We start from the raw sequence: 22,099 nt of genomic DNA on the forward strand, positions 1-22,099 counted from the left end.
TATTCATTAATTGATTATGTTTATAAATGAAAGAGTTCATCATTCCGTCATTTAATCTGCCCCGCCAAATAAATGTTTCGCCTCTTCGCGCACTTCAGACAACCGGCAATAAGCAGCAGGTTCAGGTAGCGTCATCCAATCTTCTTCATTAAATACGATTAAAAAAATTCACTACCTGTGTCCGTTCAACACGATCATAAACAGAACAAATCAAAAATAAAGCAAAACTTTTTTGCGTTTTTCGGTTGACGACATACCCCCTTAGGTATTAAGCTATGAATTGTTAAGCCATCACGTCACTGTAAACAATGTCACACGCTAACGAGGAGAGGACTTGATCACCCATGGAGTACACCGACAAAATGCAACATCGCATCAAACGGATCGAAGGTCAGTTGAGAGGTATTCTTCGGATGATGGAAAACAACGAGGAATGCAAGGATGTCACAACACAGCTTTCCGCCACACGGTCCGCGATCGATCGCGTCATCGGTGTCGTCGTCAGTGCAAATCTGATCGACTGCATGGAACGGTCCGAAGATGATTCGGCAGCGAATCAGGACTTGGTGGAAGAAGCAGTCAAACTGCTCGTAAAAAGCAGATAATTTTTTTATTCAAAAACATACCCTACCAGGTATAATTCAAACGCTCAATGCGCAGGAGGAAATCATGCAAGAAACTAAAAAAACAACAATCGTATTATTCAGTGGAGACTATGACAAGACGATGGCGGCCTACATCATCGCGAACGGCGCTGCCGCTTACGATCATGAAGTAACCATCTTCCATACATTCTGGGGATTGAACGCTCTCCGCAAGGACGAGGAACTTAAACCGGACAAAACGTTCATGGAAAACATGTTCTCGAAAATGATGCCGCGCGGTGCGGACAAGATGGGACTCTCGAAGATGAACTTCGCAGGCATGGGTCCGAAGATGATCAAGAACGTCATGAAGAAACACAATGCGATGCCGCTTCCCGACTTGATCGAAATGGCGAAGGAACAGGATATCAAACTCGTCGCTTGTACGATGACGATGGACCTGCTTGGACTTCGTCAGGAAGAATTGCACGATGGTATCGAATACGCCGGGGTCGCAGCATACCTCGCGGACGCTCAAGATGGAAACGTCAACCTGTTCATCTAATAAAGGAGGAGACAGTACATGGATTTCATCACCATCGCGTTTCTCGCAGTCGCAGCTTTTCTCGCGTTTAAAATGTTCGCACCGGCAAGAGGAGTCAAGAAAATCGATACCGCTACGCTGAAGCAGAACCTTGGCGACCGAAATCGATATTATCTCGACGTCCGGACGCCGGGAGAGTTCAAAGGCAACCATATCAAAGGGTTCAAGAACATTCCGCTTCAGACATTGCCGACCCAGCTCGACAAGCTGCCGCGCGACAAGGAAATCGTCGTCATTTGCCAAAGCGGCATGCGCAGTAAACGTGCCGCGCAGCTTTTGAAGAAGAACGGCTTCAATAACATCACCGAAGTGTCAGGCGGCATGAGCGCTTGGCGTTAAAAACCCATTCATCTCGAGGAGGAAACGATCATGAAACGACTTACAGCTAAAGAAGTGCAAACGAAACTCGAAAACGGCGAACAACTCAACATCATCGACGTCCGTGAAGTCGAGGAGGTAAAGGAAGGCAAGATTCCCGGTGCTGTCAACATCCCGCTCGGTCTCGTCGAATTCAAGATGAACGAGCTCGACAAGAAGAAGGAATATGTGATGGTCTGCCGCTCCGGCGCACGCAGCGGGCGCGCGTCCGAATATCTCCTTTCACAAGGCTACGACGTCATCAACATGGATGGCGGCATGATGTCTTACGAAGGCAAGACTGAATAACGACCGGTCATATCTGACTGATAACTAATAACCTATTTTCAAAAGGAGCGATTTTGTTGCAAACGATCAAAACCGATTTCGTACTCGACGCTAAAGGACTCGCATGCCCGATGCCGATCGTCCGTACTAAAAAAACGATGAAGACACTCGAACCGGGCCAAGTGCTTGAAGTTCAAGCGACAGACAAAGGCTCGAAGGCAGATCTTCGCGCCTGGGCAGAGAGCACTGGAAACCAGTATCTCGGAACACTTGAAGAAGGCGATGTACTCCGCCACTATGTCCGCAAGTCTTCCGGATCTGATCAGGAAGCACCTGCCTTCGCTGATACGGTCGACAACGAGACTGTCGAAGCAAAGCGTACGGAAAGCGATGCTCTCGTCCTCGACGTCCGTGAGACGGCTGAATACGCGTTCGCTCATGTCCCGGGCGCAGTCAACATCCCGCTCGGTGAACTCGAGTCACGCATCAGTGAACTGGATACGAACAAGACGATCTATGTCGTCTGCCGTACAGGAAGCCGAAGCGACCTCGCTTGCCAAAAACTGAGCGCGAACGGCTTCAACGTCAAGAACGTCCTTCCGGGCATGAGCTCGTGGACTTTCGAGACTGCCTCGACAGTCAACTAAGCATTCATTCAAATTCATCATACATTCGTTTTAGGAGGATATATAAACATGTCAGTTAACGCTATGTCTGCAAAAGAAGTCACACGTAAACTCATCAATCGTGAACCGCTCTTCATCCTCGATGTCCGTAACGCGGATGCGTTCCAGGACTGGAAGATCGAAGGTGAGAACTTCGAACACCTTAACGTCCCATACTTCGATCTGATCGACGGCGTCGATGAGATCCTGGGTGATCTTCCTACGGACCAAGACATCCTTGTCGTCTGTGCAAAGGAAGGCTCTTCGATCTTCGTCGCTGAAATGCTCGAGGAGGCAGGACGCTCTGTATCTTATCTCGCGAATGGGATGAAAGGATGGAGCGAACACTTGGAGCCGATTTCACTCGGTACACTGAATGAGACTGGAGCCGATCGCGGCGAAGTCGTCCAGTTCGTCCGAATCGGTAAAGGATGCCTTTCCTACATGATCATCTCTGAAGGGGAAGCTGTCCTCGTCGACGCAACTCGTATGACGGATACGTATCTCGACTATGCGAACGAACGCGGCGTCAAGATCACTCACGTGTTCGACACTCACCTTCACGCTGACCATATCTCAGGAGGACGCGAGATCGCGGAGAAGACCGGTGCGACGTACTGGTTGCCGCCTAAGGATGCGACTGAGGTGACGTTCGACTATGCAGCACTCGAAGACGGTGTCAACGTCAAAGTCGGCGACACACAAATCGACGTCCATGCTCTCTACTCACCAGGTCATACGATCGGTTCGACTTCGTTCGTCGTCGACGGCCGCTATCTCCTCACGGGAGACATCCTGTTCATCGACTCGATCGGACGGCCTGACCTCGCTGGTCTCGCTGAAGACTGGGTAGGAGACTTGCGCAATTCGCTCTATAAGACATACCGTGAGCTTTCGGACGAACTGATCGTCCTGCCGGCACACTTCATGATCATCGAGGAGTTAAACGCTGACGGCAGCGTCGCTGAGAAATTGAACGTCCTTCTCGCGAACAACCACGGCCTCAACATCGAAGACGAGGAAGTATTCCGTAAGATGGTGACAGAGAACTTGCCGCCGCAGCCGAATGCTTATCAGGATATCCGCGAGACGAACATGGGCAAGATGACTCCAGATCTCGAAACACAGCGTGAGATGGAAGTCGGACCGAACCGCTGCGCGGTTCGGTGATCAATCACAACGAAAACATTCACAACTAAAAAAACAACTTTCAGGAGGAATATCAATCATGAAATCAGAAATGGTACTTGACGCTAAAGGGCTTGCTTGCCCGATGCCAATCGTAAAGACAAAAAAAGCAATCGCAGGACTCGAATCTGGACAAGTCCTTGAAATCCATGCAACTGACAAAGGTGCAAAAAATGACCTTCAAGCATGGGCGACTTCTGGCGGCCACGAGTTGATCAAGCACGAGGAAGAAGCAAACGTCCTCAAGTTCTGGATCCAAAAAGGATAATCAAAGCGGGAGTCTACTTTCAGACTCCCCTTTTTTAAGGAGAGATACCAATGGAATTAGCGTTCATCATCACCATTTTCTTGATCGGCTTCGTCGGATCCTATATTTCCGGCATGGTCGGTATCGGAGGATCGATCATCAAATATCCGATGCTTCTCTATATCCCGCCAATGCTCGGTTTCGCGGCGTTCACTGCGCATGAGGTCGCAGGCATCAGCGCGATCCAGGTCTTCTTTGCGACGATCGGCGGCGTCTGGGCCTATCGCAAGGGCGGATACCTCAATAAGACACTCATCATCTATATGGGCGGGGCGATCCTGATCGGCAGCTTCATCGGTGCCTACGGCTCGAATGTCCTGTCTGAGGATATGATCAACATCGTCTACGGCGTGCTCGCACTGACGGCTGCGATCATGATGTTCGTGCCGAAGAAAGGCATCGACGACATCCCGCTCGATCAGGTCCGCTTCAATAAGTGGGTCGCTGCTGTCTCGGCGTTCATCGTCGGCGTCGGAGCCGGCATCGTCGGCGCGGCCGGTGCGTTCCTGCTCGTCCCGATCATGCTCGTCATCTTGAAGATCCCGACGCGGATGACGATCGCTTCCTCACTTGCGATCACATTCATCTCGTCGATCGGAGCGACGGTCGGTAAAATCACGACTGGCCAGGTCGATTGGGGTCCGGCTGCAATCATGGTCGTCGCAAGCTTGATCGCTGCTCCGCTCGGCGCGATCGCTGGCAAGAAGATGAACACGAAAGTTCTTCAAATCATCTTGGCTGTCCTCATTCTCGCGACGGCAATCAAAATCTGGATCGACATTCTTTGATCGGTAACTTAAAAGGGGCTTCGCTGACGCGAAACCCCTTTTTTTCATTTGCTTGCATCGATCGCCTTGATGAGGCGTTCCTCGACGTCAGAAGCGACTTGTTTGAGTTTTTCGTCCTCGACGAGAGCGATCAATGCGGTCGGACGCGGCATACCGATTTTTGTTTTGCCTTCCTCCGTGAAAACTGCGATCTTACAGGGCAGGAAGTAGCCGGCCGTCCGGTCTTCCGTCAGAACCCGGCTCGCTTCCTTCGGATTGCATACTTCTAAAATGCGATACTCCCCTTCGAAACCGAGTCCCTTCTCTTCCAGTTTGTTCGCAAGGTCAAAGTCCCAAAGGACTCCGAACGCTTCTTCCTTCAATTGTTCCGTGATGCTTTTGACCGCCTCTTCGACCGTTCGTTCAGTAGTGATCGTATAATCGAACATGGAAATACCCCCTTCAGTGTTTTCCTATGTTTGATTCCCTGTCCGGAGCCTGACGAACCGTACATTTACTGATCATCTAAGAAAAAGAGGATGATTCAAAAATCGATCAGTAAACGAAAAACGGGAGTGGATTCGAATCCACTCCCGTTTTCTCGTTCAGTCGACATCACTCGTCCCACTCGACTCCTGCAGGAAAAAGCGCGATATAACGCGCTGTCAGAGACGGACAAGACCCGGATTTCCTTTCCGCTTCGGAATGGGATCCAGCTGCTTGTGTCTCGCCTGAGGAAAGCGAGTGAAGGACGAGTGATGACTTTTGAGTCACCCTTTTGTTTATCTTACTTTCCTTCAGTTCTAGTCGGGTCGACTCCATCTTCGCGGTCAGCGATCGTGTCCGAGCTGCCGAATTCCTCGACCTGACTGAACCCGTCCGCACCTCCGTCGATCTGTTTCGACGTCGCCGTGATATCAGGATTGAGGACATCCTCCTCACTCGGTCTCGAACCGGGTTCATTCCCTCCCCTGCTCGTCTCTTCCTTGGCGTGCTCGAAGCAGAGCAAGGTCTCCGGGATGATGTCGAGGCGATCGAACTCGATTTCCTTGCCACACACTTTACAGATGCCGTACGTCCCTGCCTTGATCGCAGCAAGAGCTTCGTCGATCTCCTCGATCATATCCTCCTCGAGTTCAGTGATCGCATGGTCGCGCTCGCGCATGAACAGCTCGTCTCCAGCGTCTGCAGGATGGTTGTCGTAATGAGAGAGCTCACCGGTGTCGTAGCTTTCTTCCCGGTTCTCGATATAGCCGAGTGTCTTCTCTTTTTCCTTTACAAGCCTTTTCTTGAAATCGGCAATTTGTTCTTTCGTCAACATAGCGACCACTCTCCTCATTGTTCTCTACATTACAAATAGCCGAATTCGAGTCGAGATAAACAATCGCATGATTCAAGAACATTTATAGGAGCGGATCATCCCTCTCAAGTCACATGTTACCGTCAGGAGCTCATTGCCGTCTTGGAACCGGATTTGATGACTTCTTCCGTTCTTCGATGTCGTGATGTCATCAATCCAAAGTTGTTCAGGAGCGATGCTTGAGACGATCGCCACCTTCTCCCGGATGCAGAAGACGTCGAAAGGAAGAAGATTCAGTGTCTCGATTGAAAGCCCATGCTTTCGGAAGAGTGGATCGAGCGTGTATTTCGAGAGGCTGTAGAGCGATTTGCATGGGCCCCCGATCAATAATTGAATGAGGTGATCCGTCGACGTGCCGACACAGAAGCTCTCTTTCTGCAAGATGATCTCACCCGCGTTGCCGGACTCCTCGAAGATGCGTTGCATCATCTCACGGTCGAACACCTCGTCTCCGCGTGAGCTGAGCGTGATGTGGACGAATTCCTCATAATGTGGGGAGCCGATCTCAAAAGCCGGCATATGGCGCACTTCCTCCCGTTCGATCAGGTTGATCAGGTCATGGAGAACCGTGTTCATGTTCCCTGAGACTGTCAGGTCGACGACATGTTGACCGAGCACCATGTTCGCCTCGATCGAATAGAGCAGTGACGGATCTTTTTGTGCCTCGATCATCATCCGGTTCACCAATGTCCGGTGGAGGACACCGATCGTCGTCCGGGATGAGAATTGGCTCGTAAAATGCAACTGTCTGCTCGAAAAGTTCAATTCTCGTCCGACGAGATTTTTCCCCTTCGTCTGTCTGGCTATATATAAGTTCACTTTATAAGCGTACATGCTGGACCACCCGCTTCGCTTTAGGATCGTGTCACTTGGAGGTGACTCCTTTAGCGTAACTTCTGGCAACACTCCAGAATATTCGAAAACGAATATACAGCCAATCCTTGTCATTTTTTTTGAAGGGTCTTGTCGTCCACTGCAAAAATACACATCCTCTCCTCTTCAATGATGAAAAGGGGCAGGATGTGTATGTCTTCATGTAAGCGACTCCGTATTCAATTCGAGGGAATCATATTGTGCGACGATCAGGCGTTCGAGTTCGCTGCCTGATTCGAGTTTCAAATAGTTGCTCAACGCTTCATCGACCCCGCTCTCGGAAATGAACGCGCTCAACTCTACAGATTCCGCATCCTGAGCGTCTTCATATCCCAGCGCGCCGGCAATCCCGAACGCAAGATTGTAGGGAGCATATCCTCTTTCCATCAATTCACGTGCAGGTTTGACGAGCCTGTCCTGTGGACCGAGTTTGCGGATCGGCGAGCGTGCCACCCTGCCTACCTCATCGTGGATGAGGGGATTTTCGAAGCGTCGCATGATTTTTTGGATGTATTCGCTGTGCTCTGCAGCTGAAAATCCATACTTCTCGAGCAGGAGCCAGCCCGTTTCATAGAGCGCCCCCTGGACGACTTTTCGAACTCGCAAATCCTTCATCGCCTCTGCGATCGTCTCCTTCCCGTACTGGTGCCCGACATAGGAAGCGAGTGCATGTCCCGTGTTGACCGTGAACAATTTCCGTTCGATATATGGCGTAATCTCATCGACGAAGACGACATCCTGCAGTTCAATCCGGTTTTCCGGCAGTCCCTTCGTTTCGACGACCCATTCAAAGAATTCCTCTACCTCGACATAGAGCGGGTCTTCATGGTGCTGGAGCGGGACGATCCTGTCTACTGCCGCGTTAGGGAAGTAGATGTCGCGCCCATCAAGATCCGTCGTCTGTTCGACGAATCCCTTCAGCACTTCTGAACCTCCGATCATATTCTCGCAAGCGATCACGTACAAAGGGTCGTTCATGTCTCGCGCCGCGATACCTTCCGCGATGATCGGGGCGACCCGTTCAAGCAGATGTGGTCCGACAGCCGTCGTCACGACGTCTGCCTGCCTGATTTTTTCGATCACTGCCTCCCGTTCCTTCAAGCTCGAGAGCGCGTTGACGTTTTCGACCGTCACGGGATCGACCGACTCAGCGGCAAAGCCGACCTGATAAGAGTTCCGTAGTGCGAGCTCCTCAACGATCGCTTCATTGACATCTACGAACCACACTTCGTATCCGGACTTCGACAGTTGAAGACCGATGAAGCCGCGACCGATGTTTCCCGCTCCGAAATGGACAGCGATCATTTAAGCCACCTCCTGCGAGAGCAGCTCGATGATTTCTCGTTTAGTCGTGGCTGCGACGAGGCGCTCTACGTTATCCTCATCCGAACAGATGATGGCGATACGCGAGAGCAACTCGAGGTGTTCGTCACCGACACCGGCGATTCCGATGATGATTTTCGCCGACTCTCCGCCGAACGGTACGCCTTCAGGCACCTGCATGATCGAGAGTCCCGATTTCAAGACCTCTCCTTTCGCTGAGTCCGTTCCATGAGGGATCGCGACGCCGTTGCCGATATAGACACTCGACATCGCATGGCGTTCCTGCATCGATTCGATATAGGCCGGCTTGACGAAGCCGTTATCGACGAGCAGGCGACCGGAAGCATTGATCGCCTCCGCCTCCGTCTCGAATTTCCGGTTCATTTGAATCGTCTCTTCTGTGAGAAATGTTTGAGTTGCCATGGTATGATTCTCCTCCTGTTGTCAAGAAATCTTGTTGCGTTCCACTTTGATCTCCTCGACGAGCTGATCGTAATACGCCGCGTTCAAGAAGTTCTCTACGGAACGGTGAGTCGCATTCGGCACTTGCTGCATAGCTCGCTCCGTCAAGTCTTTATGTGTGATGACGAGTTGTGCGTCGCTCGGCAAGTTGCTGATCGATGTGTTCGTGACCTTGATCGGCAAGTTCGCCTTGTTCACTTTATTGCGCAGTACGGATGCTCCCATCGCGCTCGAACCCATACCCGCATCGCAGGCGAAGATGATATGCGAGACGTTCGCGAGGTCTTGCTTGCCCGCCATTCCTCTGACGAGTGAGGCAGCCACCGACGACTTGCCTTTCATCGCGCTGACGTTCTCAGTCGCATCTTCGAGCGATACTTCCTTTGCTGCGCTCGTCTTGAGCAGGACGCTCGACACGCCGAACGTGACTGCTGCCGATACGACCACGCCTGAAATCAATCCGAGGTATGAACCTTTAGACGCCATCGCAAGGACAGCGATGATACTGCCTGGTGAAGCTGGCGCGACGAGACCGACATCGAAGAGGACGAATGTGAACACACCGCTCGCTCCCCCTGCGATCATCGCAAGGAGCAAGACAGGTTTCATCAAGACATACGGGAAGTAGATTTCATGGATACCACCGAGGAATTGGATGATCGCAGCACCCGGTGCCGTCCGTTTCGCTGAACCTGTTCCAAAGATCGTGTAAGCTAGGAGCAAGCCAAGACCTGGACCCGGGTTAGCTTCGAGCAGGAACAAGACCGATTTGCCGGCTTCTGCCACCTGATCGATGCCGAGCGGGCTCAAGATCCCGTGGTTGATCGCGTTGTTCAGGAAGAGGATTTTAGCCGGTTCGATGAAGATGCTCGCTACCGGCAAGAGGTGCGCGTTGATGATGCCTTCGACTGCGGCAGCCATCACCTTGTCGAGACCCGTCATGATCGGGCCGAATAGTTTGAATCCGCCGAGCATGAGCAGTCCGCCGATGATTCCGACCGAGAAGTTGTTGACGAGCATTTCGAAGCCTGCCTTGATCTTACCTTCAGACCATTGATCGAATTTTTTGATGACATATCCGCCAAGTGGCCCCATGACCATCGCTCCGAGGAACATCGGGATGTCTGTTCCGACGATGACCCCCATCGTGGCGAGTGCACCGACGACGCCACCGCGGACGTCATGCATCAACTTACCGCCCGTAAACCCGATCAACAACGGGAGAAGATACGTGATCGTCGGACCTACGAGTTCTGCGAGCTCCTTATTCGGTGCCCAACCTGTCGGGATGAAGAGGGCGGTAATGATCCCCCATGCGATGAATGCTCCAATGTTCGGCATGACCATGCCGCTTAAAAAACTACCGAATCGTTGTACGTGGACGCGGACACCGCGCCCTGAATTAGCTGTAGCAGCCATTCGTTCAACCTCCATTCCATGATCGTTTTTTCCTATCGGTAAAGCGACCGGTTTCTTTACGATTTGATTGTATGATGATTGCAAGCGCTTACTCAATCATTCGCAGTTTCCGTTTTGTCATGAATTGATGACAGAAGAAAAAAAGCCCCGGCACGAATGTGCCGAAGGCTTACTGGGCGCCGATCTCCCGCTCGATGAGAAGGCGGAACGATTCATTGACGACCCGTCTGATTTCGTCCAGGTCACCATTTTCGAAGATCGATGTCTGGACGGGCGATTCGATGATTGCCCCGCTGATCGCGCTGAGCAGCATCAGCGCAGCGTCCGGTGCCTCTTCAGGTGCGATCAGCACGAGAAGACGCTCGACTGACTGCTCCGACTGATCCATCGAGGAGAGCGAAAGGGGGCCGGGCAGGTCGAAGACACGGAACGAGCTGCGTTTCACCGTGTCATCCCGTCCGTGAAAGAGCGCGATCGTCGTTCCTGGAATACCCAGACCCGTCATCTCATGACGGCGCAACAGCCGACTGGACAATTGGACGGCGGAGTCGACGAATTCTTCTGCTTCAAAATGGTTGCTGACTGCGAGAAGAACCTCCTCGACGCCGGCACCCGGATTCATGGCCAGTTTGCTCACACTCAATCCCTCATCGATCGAGTGCGCCTGATCAACGATTTCTTTCAGCCGCTTCAAATCGAGTATCTCTTTCTTCACCGGCTTCTTCTCTGCCTGGAACGATTTCGGGAGCGACAGGATCATCTTCCTGACGCGCTGGACTTCCTCCTGAGGCAACAGAGGGTTGACGATCAGATGCGGAATCGGCACCTCTGGAAGCGGTACGGTAGCCAGGATGAAATCGAATTGATCAAGGTTCAGTTGACCGATGCCGAATAAGGAGGAGTTCTGAAGTTCGGACAGCTCAGGGAATTCATGGCGCAACCTGTTCAACAGCATCTTCGAACTGCCGAGACCGGCAGAGCATACGACGAGGACGCGATAAGGGACCTTGACGTTCGGTTGGACGAGGACGGCCCCGAAGTGCATCACCCAGAATGCCAGGTCGTAGTCAGAATAAGAGTGGATTCCGAAGACGGCATGCGCGGCCTGCTTGACTGAATCGAACAACCTCGGATATTCCCGTTCGATCTGCTTGATGACGACCGCGGGATTCGGAGCATTCTGTTTCGTGTAGGACAGCAGATGAGAGACGAGCCCATTCTCGAGGGCATTATCATGCAGGAAGCTTCTGCCGTAGAGGAGAGATACCTGCTCGATCAACTTCTTCACGCGCAGTCGCACGACGATTCCTTCCCCCTCCTCGTTCGAGCCTTGCTCCTCGCTTTGGATCATCCGTTTGATTTCCTCGGATATCCACTGTCGTTCCGTGATCGGAAGGATATCCTCCCGTTTCGACTGGATCAAATCGACCCATTTCAAGACGTCGAGCGGATACGTCTTTAATTCGTACTGCATCTCTTTATGCTCGAACATCCGGATCGATTGGACGGCGAGCGCAAGCGTCCCCCGCATGATCAACCTGTCGCTCCGCTGCTGATCGAGCGGCAGCGTCGCGATGAGAGCGTACGATGAATTGAGGGCTTCGATCCATCGCTGTCGTCGACTTTGCAACAACGCTGGCAATTGGTTCAAGTCGCCTTGCAGAAACCGGAAGAACGCCAGAACATCCCATTGCGCAAAAAGCAAGGAAATCATCATTCGTCTCCGGTTGAATTCAGTGCCGATCACCTCTGCCCCGATCCCTTTTCGGCGATCAATCCGCAGGTTGTGCTCACTGAACCATCCATCGACTTTATCGAGGTCCTGACTGAGCGTGCTCGGGGAGATATGCATCTGATGCGCAAGCGCCTGAAGCTTGATCAGGCCGGATTCGTCCAGCAATCGCCAAGCGAGTTCCACCTGTCTGTCCTCTGTCGTCGGCGACGTCCCGTGAGACAGCAGGAGCTGCTCACGAAGCATTCGTCGCTCGTCTTCCTCCCCTTCGAGGAACCAGCCTTTGCCTCGAACGAGCAGGAGCTTCAATCCGAACGGCGCGAGCAGACGTTCAATCTGCTCACGTTCCCGATGAATCGTCCGCTCAGAAGTCTCGACTGCATCAGCGATCTTCGCCAACTGGACCGGCTCGTCCTGTGCGAGCAGATAGAACAGGATGCCGCGTTCACGCGTCGTGAATTCACTCATGTTCGTTCACCTTCGATTCCATGAACTTGATGACGGCGTCGTAAGCTTTTGCATCGAGAGGTGTCTCGACGGCAAAACGATACGGAGCGTCCACTTGATCAAGAAACTTTTGCGGTCCAGCGACGTATACCGCTGCCTCCGGCAAGTCCTTTGCCCGGCAAAAGCGGACCTCCAGGTCGAGGCATTCCGCAGCTAGCCGTTTTCGCAATATCGAAGCCCCCATCGCACTTGCGACGAAGCCCGATTCACATACGATGAAAATCGTTTTATCCATTCATATCGCCTACCTTCCCTTCCATACTATCTTACGGGAAGACGCAAAGAGAAAGAAAACGCTTTCTGTTTTATCGAGGGACAAAACATTTCCCGGCTTGTCCATCATTCGATGACATAGACTAAAAAGGTCCCATTCCATCAAATTCGATGAAAGGGGACCAGACGATCCATTCACATTCTAAAGACATATGTTAAGAGCGGAAATGCCGGTCAGCCGGTCTTTTCGATTCCCTTCATCATCCTTTCCTCCACTGCCTTCGCGACCTCTCGCCCCTCCCGAATCGCCCAGACGACGAGACTTTGACCGCGCCTTGCGTCTCCTGCGGCAAAGACTCCCGGGATCGACGTCTCATAGGAAGTCGTCGCAATCTTTCCGGCCTTTCCTTCAACTTGATGGATGCTGACCTGCTCCTGTTCGACCCCGCTGAATCCGATCGCGACGTAGATGAGATCCGCAGGGAAGAACTGCTCCGTCCCGTCCACACGGCTGAAAGTCACCGATCCGTCCGAATTTCTCACCTTTTCGTTGCGGACCGTCCATACGCCGTTCAACCTTCCGTCATCACTCGTCGCATAACGCTCGACTTGTATCAGGTATTCCCGCGGATCCTTTCCGAACTGATGCATCGCTTCCTCATAGCCGTAGTCAAGCGTGAAGACGTTCGGCGTGTCCGGCCACATGTTATCATCCGAACGGGTCGCTGGCGCCTCCTCGTGTTTGCCGAACTGGACGACCGATTTGCACCGTTGCCGAAGCGCTGTCGCGACACAGTCCGCTCCAGTATCACCTCCACCGATGACGATGATATCCTTATCCTTCGCGTCATGCTCGTCCAGCAAAACCTTCCCGTCCAGGTGATGCTTCGTCGAAGCCGTCAAGTAGTCCATCGCATAGACGAGCCCGCTCTTCACCGGCGTCTCGAGCTTCCTCGGTTCAGTCGCTCCGATGCACAGAATGACGGCATCGAATCTGGATTTCAGGGAGTCGAGCGTCTCGTCGACTCCCACAGTGAAGTTCAACTTGAAGCGGATGCCTTCTTCTTCGAGCAGGCTGATCCTGCGTTCGACTACTTTCTTGTCGAGTTTCATCGCCGGGATGCCATACGTCAGCAAGCCGCCTGCGCGGTCCTCCCGCTCGAAGACCGTCACGCTGTGTCCCGCCTGATTCAATTGATCAGCAGCCGCAAGCCCGGCCGGCCCCGATCCGACGACCGCGATCTTGAATGGCGTCCGAACAGACGGCTTTCTTGCCTTGACCCAGCCGTTCTCGAATCCGATGTCGATGATCGTCCGCTCGATCTGTTTGATCGCGACGGCCGGGCGATGGATCGCAAGCGTACACGAACCTTCGCACGGGGCAGGACAAACTCGGCCCGTGAACTCGGGGAAGTTGTTCGTCTGATGCAACCGGTGCAACGCCTCTTCGAAGTTGCCGTCTTCGACGAGTCCGTTCCATTCAGGAATCAGGTTATAGACCGGACAGCCGATCCGGACTGCCCCGAACGTCTCGCCGACGTGACAGAACGGTGTTCCACAGTCCATGCAGCGGCTTGCCTGGCGTTTCGCCTCGTCTTCCGTGAATCGTCCTTTGTATTCCTCGTAATCGGTAGTCCGGACACTCGGATGCCGCTCTTCCCCGGTATTCCGCTCTTCCGTCATGAAACCGTCACGTCGTTTCATCTTGCACCTCCATTTCCGCGCACATGCGTCTCGAACGCACGAAGCATCGCTTCTTCCGTATTCAATCCTGCATCCGCATATTCAGCCATCAGCCCCGTCACTTTCTCGTATGTCGCAGGTATGACTCTGCGGAAGCCGGAAGACAAGTGATCCCAGTTTGACAGGATGACGCTCGCCTGCTCGCTTCCTGTCCGTTCAGCATGCTTTCTCAAAAAAGATTTCAACCGGTCCATCTCTTCCGGATCATTGATTGTACCGACGGTGACGAGCTCCCTGTTCACATTGCGCTCGAACTGTTTCAAGTCATTCGGGAAGACGTAGGCGACCCCTCCGGACATTCCGGCAGCGAAGTTCCTGCCGACGTCACCGAGTACGACGACGGCGCCGCCGGTCATATACTCGAGTCCGTGATTTCCGATTCCTTCGACTACGGCGATCGCCCCGCTGTTTCGGACAGCGAAGCGTTCACCGGCCCGACCGTTTAGATAGAGCTCTCCGCTCGTCGCACCATACAGTGCGACGTTGCCGGCGATGACATGTTCCGATGCGACATAGTTGTTTCTCAAAGGAGGCGTGATGCTGATGATACCGCCCGACAACCCCTTGCCGACATAGTCGTTCGCGTCACCCTCGAGCGAAAGCGTGATGCCGCGAGGGAGAAAAGCCCCGAGGCTTTGACCGGCAGATCCGGTCAGCTGAAGCGTCAACGTATCCGACGCGACTCCGGTCCGGCCGGCTGTTCTCGTCAACATCGCACCCGTCTGGGTCCCGATCGCGCGGTCCGTGTTCGTGACCTTGAGTTGGTAGCGCTGACGCTGCTTAAAACCTGTCCCGTCCAAGAGCGGCAAAATCTCCCGCGCGTCGAACGACGCGTGTGTCCGGTGATCCTGTTGGGATTTCTCGTATCCTGTCTGGGCCTGCAAGAAGAGCGGGCTGAAGTCGAGCGTTTGCGCTTTCCAGTGACCCCGGTGTTTCGTCGAGGTCGTCAACAGTTCGGTCCGGCCGATCAGTTCGTCGATCGAGCGGCAGCCGAGCAGGGACAACCACTCCCTCACTTCCTCCGCTATGAAGCGCATGAAGTGGACGACATGATCCGCTGATCCGGTGAACCTTTCCCGCAGGACAGGATCCTGCGTCGCGACACCGACCGGACACGTATCGAGATGGCAAGCACGCATCATGACGCAGCCGACGGCGATGAGCGGTGCAGTCGCGAATCCATATTCGTCGGCACCGAGCATCGCCGCGATGACGACATCCCTTCCAGTCAGCAGCTTTCCATCCGTTTCAAGACGGACACGTTCCCGGAGCCCGTTGAGCGCGAGCGTCTGATGCGTCTCCGCTAGTCCAAGTTCCCACGGCAACCCGGTATGCTGGATGCTCGTCCGCGGGGATGCGCCCGTCCCCCCGTCATGTCCACTGATGACGATGACATCCGCAAGACCCTTGGCAACGCCAGCAGCAATCGTCCCTACCCCTGCCTTCGCGACGAGCTTGACGCTGATCCGAGCCTCTTCGTTCGCCCGCTTCAAATCATGGATCAGCTGGGCGAGGTCTTCGATCGAATAGATATCGTGATGCGGCGGTGGCGAGATGAGCGGGACGCCCGGAGTCGAGGCACGGACCCGCGCAATCCATGGATACACCTTCTCGCCCGGTAACTGTCCGCCCTCCCCGGGCTTTGCACCTTGCGCGACCTTGATCTGAATCTCGTCGGCATGGACGAGATAGTCGCTCGTCACGCCGAACCGGCCAGAGGCGACCTGCTTCACCCGGCTCATTCGGGAGTCACCGTTCTCGTCAAGGCTGTAACGTTCCTCTTCCTCTCCGCCTTCCCCGCTGTTGCTCTTGCCCCCAAGCCGGTTCATCGCGATGGCAAGCGTCTCGTGCGCTTCTTTAGAGAGTGAGCCGTAAGACATCGCCCCCGTCTTGAAACGTTTGACGATCGACTCGACCGGTTCGACCTCCTCGAGCGGTACGGGCTCGGTCGTCTTGAAACCGAAGAGATGGCGGAGGAACGTCGGACTCTCCTCGTTCACTTGTTCGCTATAACGTTTGAACAGGGAATAATCACCTTTCCTGCAGGCATGTTGCAAAAGATGGATCGTCGCCGGATTGAAGGCGTGATGTTCACCGCCGCTCCGGTACCGGAAGAGGCTGCCGGACTCCAAATGTTCCTTCACGCTATCGATTTGCCGTCTCGCCTCCTCCTCGATCAGTTCAAGGGTCATTCCGCTCAGCTGGGAGACCGTGCCGGTGAAGTACCGGTCGACCACGCCTTGCGAGATTCCGATCGCTTCGAAAATCTGTGCGCCGCGGTAGCTGAACACCGTCGAGATACCCATTTTCGACATGACCTTGACGATTCCTTCCGTCACCGCGTTCTGATAACTGTCAGGAAGATTCGTTTTCAACTTTCTTTCGAAAGCTTCCGTAAGTGTCGGATAGACGAGATAAGGATAGATTGCGTCTGCGCCATAGCCAAGCAGGACACAGAAGTGATGCACCTCCCTGATTTCCCCTCCTTCCGCGATCAGGCTCACCTTCGTCCGGAGCCCTTTACGGATCAGATGGTGATGTACCGCACTCGTCGCAAGCAGGATCGGAATCGGCGTCTGCCCGTCCCTTACACCTTTATCGCTCAGGACGATCAGCTCGACACCAGAGCGGACAGCCATCTCAGCTGCATCGAGCATCATCTCGAGTTCCGTCTCGAGGTTTGATTGGAACAGTGTCGAGAGCGTCAGGGATTTGAGCCCCGTCTCTTTGAGCGCTTCCCGTTCCCCTGGTGTCAGGACAGGTGTCTTCAGTTGGATACGCCGGCAATTCTGACGCTTCGGAAGGAGCACGTCGCCTTGTCTCCCCAGCCACGTCGTCGTCGAGGTGACGATTTGTTCGCGCAAGGCGTCGATCGGAGGATTCGTGACCTGAGCGAACAGCTGTTTGAAATAGCGGAACAAGGATTGCGGGCGGTCGCTTAATATCGCAAGCGGGATGTCAGTCCCCATCGAACCGACCGGATCCTTCTTCTCCTCGACGAGCGGCATCAGGTAGTTCTCGATATCCTCACGCGTGTATCCGAACAATCGCTGTTTCCGCGAAAGTTCATCTATCCGCTCCACTTTGTCGCATACAGGCAGCCGGACCTGCTCCTCCTGAAGCCATTCCGCATACGGGTGCCGCATCGCAAGCTCACTTTTAACGGTCTCATCCGGAATGATTCCACCTTTTTCGAAATCGAGGAGTAACAGCTGCCCGGGAGCCAGCCTACCTTTTTCGATGATTTCTTCTGAAGGGAAGTCGAGCACTCCGACTTCCGAAGCCAGCATGAAGTGGCCGTCTCGCGTGATGGCGTAACGTGCCGGACGCAGTCCGTTCCGGTCGAGTGTCGCTCCAATTTGTTTTCCGTTCGAGAAGACGATCGCAGACGGCCCGTCCCATGGCTCCATCAGGCTGCTGTGGTATTCATAATATGCCTTTTTCGCAGGACGCATCTGAGCATGTTCCCACGGTTCCGGAATGAGCAGCAATGCCGTCTCAGCAAGTGTCAGACCGGAAAGATATAAAAACTCGAACGCGTTGTCGAGCATCGAGGAATCGCTTCCCGTCTCATCGAGAATCGGCAGCACTTCAAGCGCTCTCCTGCCGAATGTCGTCTCAGCAAGCCCCTGTTCCCTCGATTTCATCGCCTGAACGTTCCCCTGCAGCGTATTGATTTCCCCATTATGAATCAAATAGCGGTTCGGGTGAGCCCGTCTCCAGCTCGGGAAGGTGTTCGTACTGAAGCGGGAGTGGACGATCGCAAAAGCTGAGCGGAATCGTTCATCCGACAGGTCGAGATAATAGGACTCGAGTTGATCGGTCGTCAAAAGTCCTTTGTACACGATCGTCTCGCTCGAGCTGCTGAGCACGTATGCCTCCCCCGCATCAAGGCCGACTTGACGCTCGAACGTGCGGCGGATGAGGAACAGAGCGCGTTCGAAGGCGATTCCTTCGATTCCGTCTGCCGCGATGAAACACTGGCGAATCATCGGTTGGGTACGTCTCGCCTCATCGCCGATTCCCGAGGCATCGACCGGTACCGTCCTCCAGGCGATCAGTTTCTGTCCTTCCGTCAAGATGATGGATTCCAGAAGCCGTTCAAGACGCAGCCGTTCCTTTTCATGGTGTGGCAGAAAAAGCATCAATACGCCATAATCGCCGCGCGGCGGAAGCGTCACATTCGGCAGTGCTTGCCGAAAGAGCTTATCAGGGATCTGTGTCATGATTCCGGCACCGTCACCGGTAGCCGCATCACTTCCCTGCCCTCCCCGGTGCTCCATCCGGCAGAGCATCGAGAGTCCTTTTGCGACGATTTCATGGCTCGCCATGCCCTTCTTGTGAGCATAGACACCGATGCCGCATGCATCATGCTCATGCCGCGGATCGTACAGCCCCTGCTTTTTCGGCATAGAATCAAAAGTCATCTTCTTCACTCCATCCGTTCGAATTTTCTGTATTTTCTGTTAAAACATAGTTTACATGGATTTATGTTTATTCGCTAGTGCGTATAAACATTTTTTCGATTTATTGAGGTCACAAATATCTTTGCAAACGCTTACATATATTATGAATATATATCCATTATTTTGTCGTTTCATCCATTTACTGCACCCCCGCATCAAGTAAGAAAGAAAACATTGCATCATCCGTTCCTCGAATGCTATTTTTATGGGTGGAGATCATGTTAGCAATTATGGAAAGAGGTCGACAGATGAGAAAGAAAACCAGTATCATCAGCGGATTGCTGATCAGTTCTGCGCTAGTGCTCGGAGCATGTGGAGCAGAAGAGGAAAAGAGTGCGTTCGATACGATCAAGAAGGATGGCCTGACGGTCGCGACGGCCGGAACGCTTTATCCTACGTCCTACCACGATGAGGAGACGAACAAGTTGACCGGGTATGATGTCGAGGTCGTCAAGGAAATCGCCAAGCGGATCGATGTGAAGGTCACGTTCAAGGAAATGGGCTTTGACGGCATGTTGACGAGCGTCGACAGCGGCCAGGTCGACCTTGCCGCAAACGATATCACGATTACCGATGAGCGGAAGACGAAGTTCTCTTTCTCGCAGCCGTATAAGTACACATACGGGACTGCAATCGTCCGGAAAAGTGACCTGTCAGGCATTTCATCGATCGAGGACCTGAAAGGGAAACGGGCAGCAGGAGAGGCGACGACGACTTACATGGCGATCGCGAAGAAATATGGTGCCGAAGAGGTGACATACGACAATGCTACGAACGACCAGTATTTACGTGATGTCTCGACGGGACGGACAGACGTCATCCTGAACGACTATTACCTCCAGACTCTCGCCCTTGCCTACTTCAAGGATCTCGATATCACGATCCACCCCGATATCGCCTACAATCCGAGCGAAGTCGGTCTGATCATGGATCTCGACAACAAGGAGCTTCAATCCGAGGTGAACGCCGCGCTGACAGAAATGAAGAAGGACGGGACATTGGCTAAGTTATCCAAGACATTCTATGCCGACCAGGATGTCTCCGTCATCCCGAACGTCAAGACGACCATCGTAGATGTGAAATAATCCGATGACACGCATTGATTGGGGTTCGATCATCGATATGCGCCTGGCGATGGATTCATTGCCTTATATCCTTGGTGGACTCGGGCATACGCTTTGGATTTCGCTTGTCAGCATGGGGATGGGTCTATTGATCGGTCTGCCTCTTGCGATCGGCAGGAGGTCTCGCTTCATCATGCCCCGGCTCGTCTCTCGCATGTATATCTCGTTCATGCGCGGGGTGCCGATCCTCGTGCTGCTATTCATGCTGTATTACGGGTTCCCGATCATCGGAATCGAGTTCGATGCTTTGACTGCCGCGATTCTCGGATTCGGCTTGAGCAGTGCCGCCTTCATTGCGGAAATCATCCGGGCAGCTATCGGATCAATCGACCGCGGACAAAACGAAGCCGCCTTGTCGCTCGGTCTATCTAGAAGCCGTATTTTGTTCGGCATCATCGTACCGCAGGCATCACGGGTCGCGATTCCGCCTTTGTCGAACGTTCTGCTCGACTTGGTGAAGGCATCCTCTTTGGCTGCGATGATCACCGTTCCGGAGATCTTCCAGCGTGCAAAGATCATCGGCGGCAGGGAATTCGACTACATGACCGTCTATATCGTCGTCGCATGCGTCTACTGGGGAATCTGCGTCTTCATATCGGCGATTCAGGATTTTCTCGAAAGACGATTCTCCCGCTATTTGTGAACCCTAGCCTGATCAATTCAAAAAGCGCATCGCAGCTGATCCCCTTTCTCAATTTAGGGGGCAGGACGATGCGCTTTTATTGTTGTTCATATTTCAGACTTCCGGACTTTCGTCTAGCTCGTCAACAATTCCCGCCAACTTTCGGCCCGGAGCGGTTTATGGAATAGATACCCCTGGAATCGATCACAGCCGAGGCTTCGTACGAGGGCCGCCTCCTCCTCATTTTCTATACCTTCCGCTACGATCGTCTTGCCGAGTCGTTTGCCGAGCAGGACGATCGTCTCGATCACGGCACGCTTCGTTTTGGAGTTGTGGGATGAAGCGATGAGTTCCCTTGGGATCTTCAATTGCTGGACCGGCAATCGTGACAGCGTCTGCAGCGAAGAATAGCCCATCCCAAAATCATCCAGGGCGATGTTGACGCCGAGGGCTTGCAACGACTTCAGCCGCTCTACGATCCTCTCCTCTTCCTCGAAAGCGACGTGTTCCGTCAACTCGATTTCAAGCAATGAGGCGTCGAGTTCCGTGTCAGCCAGTGTTTGAACGACTTCTTCGAAGAAGTCCGGCTGAATGACCTGCCATGGCGAGATGTTGACAGCGATCGTAAGGCGCTTCCCCGTCTCGTCGCACCACGCCTTGCACTGAAGGCATGCCTCGTACAGGACATGGCGTCCGATCCGCTCGATGAAGCGGGTCCCTTCGGCGATCGGAATGAATTCTGAAGGAGGAATGAGTCCAAATACCGGGTGTTGCCAACGTAGGAGCGCTTCTGCCCCGGTGATCAGCCCGGTCTTGATATCGATTTGTGGCTGGTAGACGAGATAGAACTGTTTTTCCAAATCGCTTTCGTAGAAAGCCCTCTTCAGCTGCACTGTCCGTTTTCTTGAGCGGACGGCATCAGCCGAGGAAACGAGAAACGTTCCCCGACGACTCTTCTTCGTGTCGCTCAAAGCCACTTTCGCGGCAATCAGGCTCTGTTCCGTCGTCATGACGGAAGCGACCTCTGCAATCCCGATGCTCGCCGTCAGCATCACCTTATCACTCTTGATGTAGATCGGTTCTGTGATGGTTCCCAGTATGTCTGCGGCCAGCTCCTCCTTATCGGCACTGTCGATGTCGGCGAACATGAGAAAGGCGCTTCCGTCCGCCTTTCCGATACGGTGCTTCGGGAAGCGGTAAGCAAGTCTTGCGACAAGCAATTGCAGGACGAAATCTCCTTTTTTGTAACCATACGTCTCATTGATCATCTCAAAATCGTCGAGATCGATCAACAGCAGGACACCGTCCTGCAATGGTTCTAACCTCGACGCCGAGACGATATCGATGAATTTCGCGCTATCCAACGGACATCACCCCCGGTCTCTTCCGAATGACGAGTGGAGCATGAAAGGAAAAGTTCGTCATATGTGTTCGATCGCATTCATCGTATCTTCTGTCGTTCCTTTCATTTACGATCGTCCTCCTCTCGTCAGCA

21 protein-coding genes are annotated in these 22,099 nt (G+C 53.4%); 10 read left to right on the top strand and 11 right to left on the bottom strand.

Annotated features, from left to right (window positions below; genetic code table 11):
- Positions 1 to 344 precede the first annotated feature (344 nt).
- From DFG60_RS06330 to DFG60_RS06365, 8 genes are all read left to right on the top strand, one after another.
- Positions 345 to 605 (top strand): metal-sensitive transcriptional regulator, encoded by a 261-nt coding sequence (locus DFG60_RS06330; RefSeq protein WP_114570897.1) that lies wholly within the window; start codon positions 345 to 347, stop codon positions 603 to 605.
- Positions 606 to 669: 64 nt separating this feature from the next.
- On the top strand, positions 670 to 1,149 hold the full coding sequence (locus DFG60_RS06335; protein WP_114570898.1) for a DsrE/DsrF/DrsH-like family protein: 480 nt from the start codon (positions 670 to 672) through the stop codon (positions 1,147 to 1,149).
- An 18-nt stretch (positions 1,150 to 1,167) separates the two neighbouring features.
- Positions 1,168 to 1,527 (top strand): rhodanese-like domain-containing protein, encoded by a 360-nt coding sequence (locus DFG60_RS06340; RefSeq protein WP_114570899.1) that lies wholly within the window; start codon positions 1,168 to 1,170, stop codon positions 1,525 to 1,527.
- 30 nt (positions 1,528 to 1,557) lie between these two features.
- Positions 1,558 to 1,854: a rhodanese-like domain-containing protein gene (locus tag DFG60_RS06345; protein ID WP_114570900.1), complete on the top strand. Its 297-nt coding sequence runs from the start codon at positions 1,558 to 1,560 to the stop codon at positions 1,852 to 1,854.
- A 110-nt stretch (positions 1,855 to 1,964) separates the two neighbouring features.
- Positions 1,965 to 2,480 carry a sulfurtransferase TusA family protein gene (locus tag DFG60_RS06350; RefSeq protein ID WP_408608654.1) on the top strand — a complete coding sequence of 172 codons (516 nt, stop codon included), beginning with the start codon at positions 1,965 to 1,967 and terminating at the stop codon, positions 2,478 to 2,480.
- A 48-nt stretch (positions 2,481 to 2,528) separates the two neighbouring features.
- Positions 2,529 to 3,668, top strand: a complete 1,140-nt coding sequence (locus DFG60_RS06355) for an MBL fold metallo-hydrolase (RefSeq protein ID WP_114570902.1) — start codon at positions 2,529 to 2,531, stop codon at positions 3,666 to 3,668.
- A 58-nt stretch (positions 3,669 to 3,726) separates the two neighbouring features.
- A complete protein-coding gene (locus DFG60_RS06360) occupies positions 3,727 to 3,954 on the top strand; it encodes a sulfurtransferase TusA family protein (RefSeq protein ID WP_114570903.1) in 228 nt (75 codons plus the stop codon).
- A gap of 50 nt (positions 3,955 to 4,004) precedes the next feature.
- Complete coding sequence (locus DFG60_RS06365) at positions 4,005 to 4,781, top strand: sulfite exporter TauE/SafE family protein (RefSeq protein ID WP_114570904.1); 777 nt, start codon at positions 4,005 to 4,007, stop codon at positions 4,779 to 4,781.
- Positions 4,782 to 4,825: 44 nt separating this feature from the next.
- Here DFG60_RS06365 and DFG60_RS06370 read toward each other — a convergent pair whose 3' ends face one another.
- From DFG60_RS06370 to gltB, 10 genes are all read right to left on the bottom strand, one after another.
- On the bottom strand, positions 4,826 to 5,209 hold the full coding sequence (locus DFG60_RS06370; protein WP_114570905.1) for a DUF302 domain-containing protein: 384 nt from the start codon (positions 5,207 to 5,209) through the stop codon (positions 4,826 to 4,828).
- A 338-nt stretch (positions 5,210 to 5,547) separates the two neighbouring features.
- Complete coding sequence (locus DFG60_RS06375) at positions 5,548 to 6,081, bottom strand: TraR/DksA C4-type zinc finger protein (RefSeq protein WP_114570906.1); 534 nt, start codon at positions 6,079 to 6,081, stop codon at positions 5,548 to 5,550.
- A gap of 72 nt (positions 6,082 to 6,153) precedes the next feature.
- On the bottom strand, positions 6,154 to 6,954 hold the full coding sequence (locus tag DFG60_RS06380; RefSeq protein WP_114570907.1) for a hypothetical protein: 801 nt from the start codon (positions 6,952 to 6,954) through the stop codon (positions 6,154 to 6,156).
- Positions 6,955 to 7,152: 198 nt separating this feature from the next.
- Positions 7,153 to 8,298 carry a mannitol-1-phosphate 5-dehydrogenase gene (locus DFG60_RS06385; RefSeq protein ID WP_114570908.1) on the bottom strand — a complete coding sequence of 382 codons (1,146 nt, stop codon included), beginning with the start codon at positions 8,296 to 8,298 and terminating at the stop codon, positions 7,153 to 7,155.
- Positions 8,299 to 8,739: a PTS sugar transporter subunit IIA gene (locus DFG60_RS13785; RefSeq protein WP_114570909.1), complete on the bottom strand. Its 441-nt coding sequence runs from the start codon at positions 8,737 to 8,739 to the stop codon at positions 8,299 to 8,301.
- 21 nt (positions 8,740 to 8,760) lie between these two features.
- Positions 8,761 to 10,197, bottom strand: a complete 1,437-nt coding sequence (locus DFG60_RS06395; RefSeq protein ID WP_114570910.1) for a PTS mannitol transporter subunit IICB — start codon at positions 10,195 to 10,197, stop codon at positions 8,761 to 8,763.
- 169 nt (positions 10,198 to 10,366) lie between these two features.
- Positions 10,367 to 12,397: a BglG family transcription antiterminator gene (locus tag DFG60_RS06400; protein WP_114570911.1), complete on the bottom strand. Its 2,031-nt coding sequence runs from the start codon at positions 12,395 to 12,397 to the stop codon at positions 10,367 to 10,369.
- Positions 12,390 to 12,671, bottom strand: a complete 282-nt coding sequence (locus tag DFG60_RS06405) for a PTS sugar transporter subunit IIB (protein ID WP_114570912.1) — start codon at positions 12,669 to 12,671, stop codon at positions 12,390 to 12,392. The genes DFG60_RS06400 and DFG60_RS06405 overlap by 8 nt, the downstream gene beginning before the upstream one ends.
- 212 nt (positions 12,672 to 12,883) lie before the next feature.
- Positions 12,884 to 14,353 (bottom strand): glutamate synthase subunit beta, encoded by a 1,470-nt coding sequence (locus DFG60_RS06410; RefSeq protein WP_114570913.1) that lies wholly within the window; start codon positions 14,351 to 14,353, stop codon positions 12,884 to 12,886.
- Entirely contained in the window at positions 14,350 to 18,819 is a 4,470-nt protein-coding gene (gene gltB / locus DFG60_RS06415) for a glutamate synthase large subunit (RefSeq protein ID WP_114570914.1), read from the bottom strand. The genes DFG60_RS06410 and gltB overlap by 4 nt, the downstream gene beginning before the upstream one ends.
- Positions 18,820 to 19,106: 287 nt before the next feature.
- Here gltB and DFG60_RS06420 point away from each other — a divergent pair, with 287 nt between their 5' ends.
- Both DFG60_RS06420 and DFG60_RS06425 read left to right on the top strand, forming a co-directional pair.
- The gene (locus DFG60_RS06420; RefSeq protein WP_114570915.1) at positions 19,107 to 19,943 is read left to right on the top strand and encodes a transporter substrate-binding domain-containing protein; all 837 of its coding nucleotides are present in this window, start codon (positions 19,107 to 19,109) and stop codon (positions 19,941 to 19,943) included.
- Between the two features lie 4 nt (positions 19,944 to 19,947).
- On the top strand, positions 19,948 to 20,625 hold the full coding sequence (locus tag DFG60_RS06425) for an amino acid ABC transporter permease (protein WP_114570916.1): 678 nt from the start codon (positions 19,948 to 19,950) through the stop codon (positions 20,623 to 20,625).
- A gap of 113 nt (positions 20,626 to 20,738) precedes the next feature.
- On the opposite strand, the gene DFG60_RS06430 is transcribed toward DFG60_RS06425, so the two are convergent.
- Positions 20,739 to 21,968 carry a putative bifunctional diguanylate cyclase/phosphodiesterase gene (locus DFG60_RS06430; protein WP_114570917.1) on the bottom strand — a complete coding sequence of 410 codons (1,230 nt, stop codon included), beginning with the start codon at positions 21,966 to 21,968 and terminating at the stop codon, positions 20,739 to 20,741.
- Between the last annotated feature and the right edge of the window lie 131 nt (positions 21,969 to 22,099).

This window comes from Exiguobacterium flavidum, assembly GCF_003344535.1.
In the GTDB taxonomy this organism is placed as follows: Bacteria; Bacillota; Bacilli; order Exiguobacteriales; family Exiguobacteriaceae; genus Exiguobacterium_A; species Exiguobacterium_A flavidum.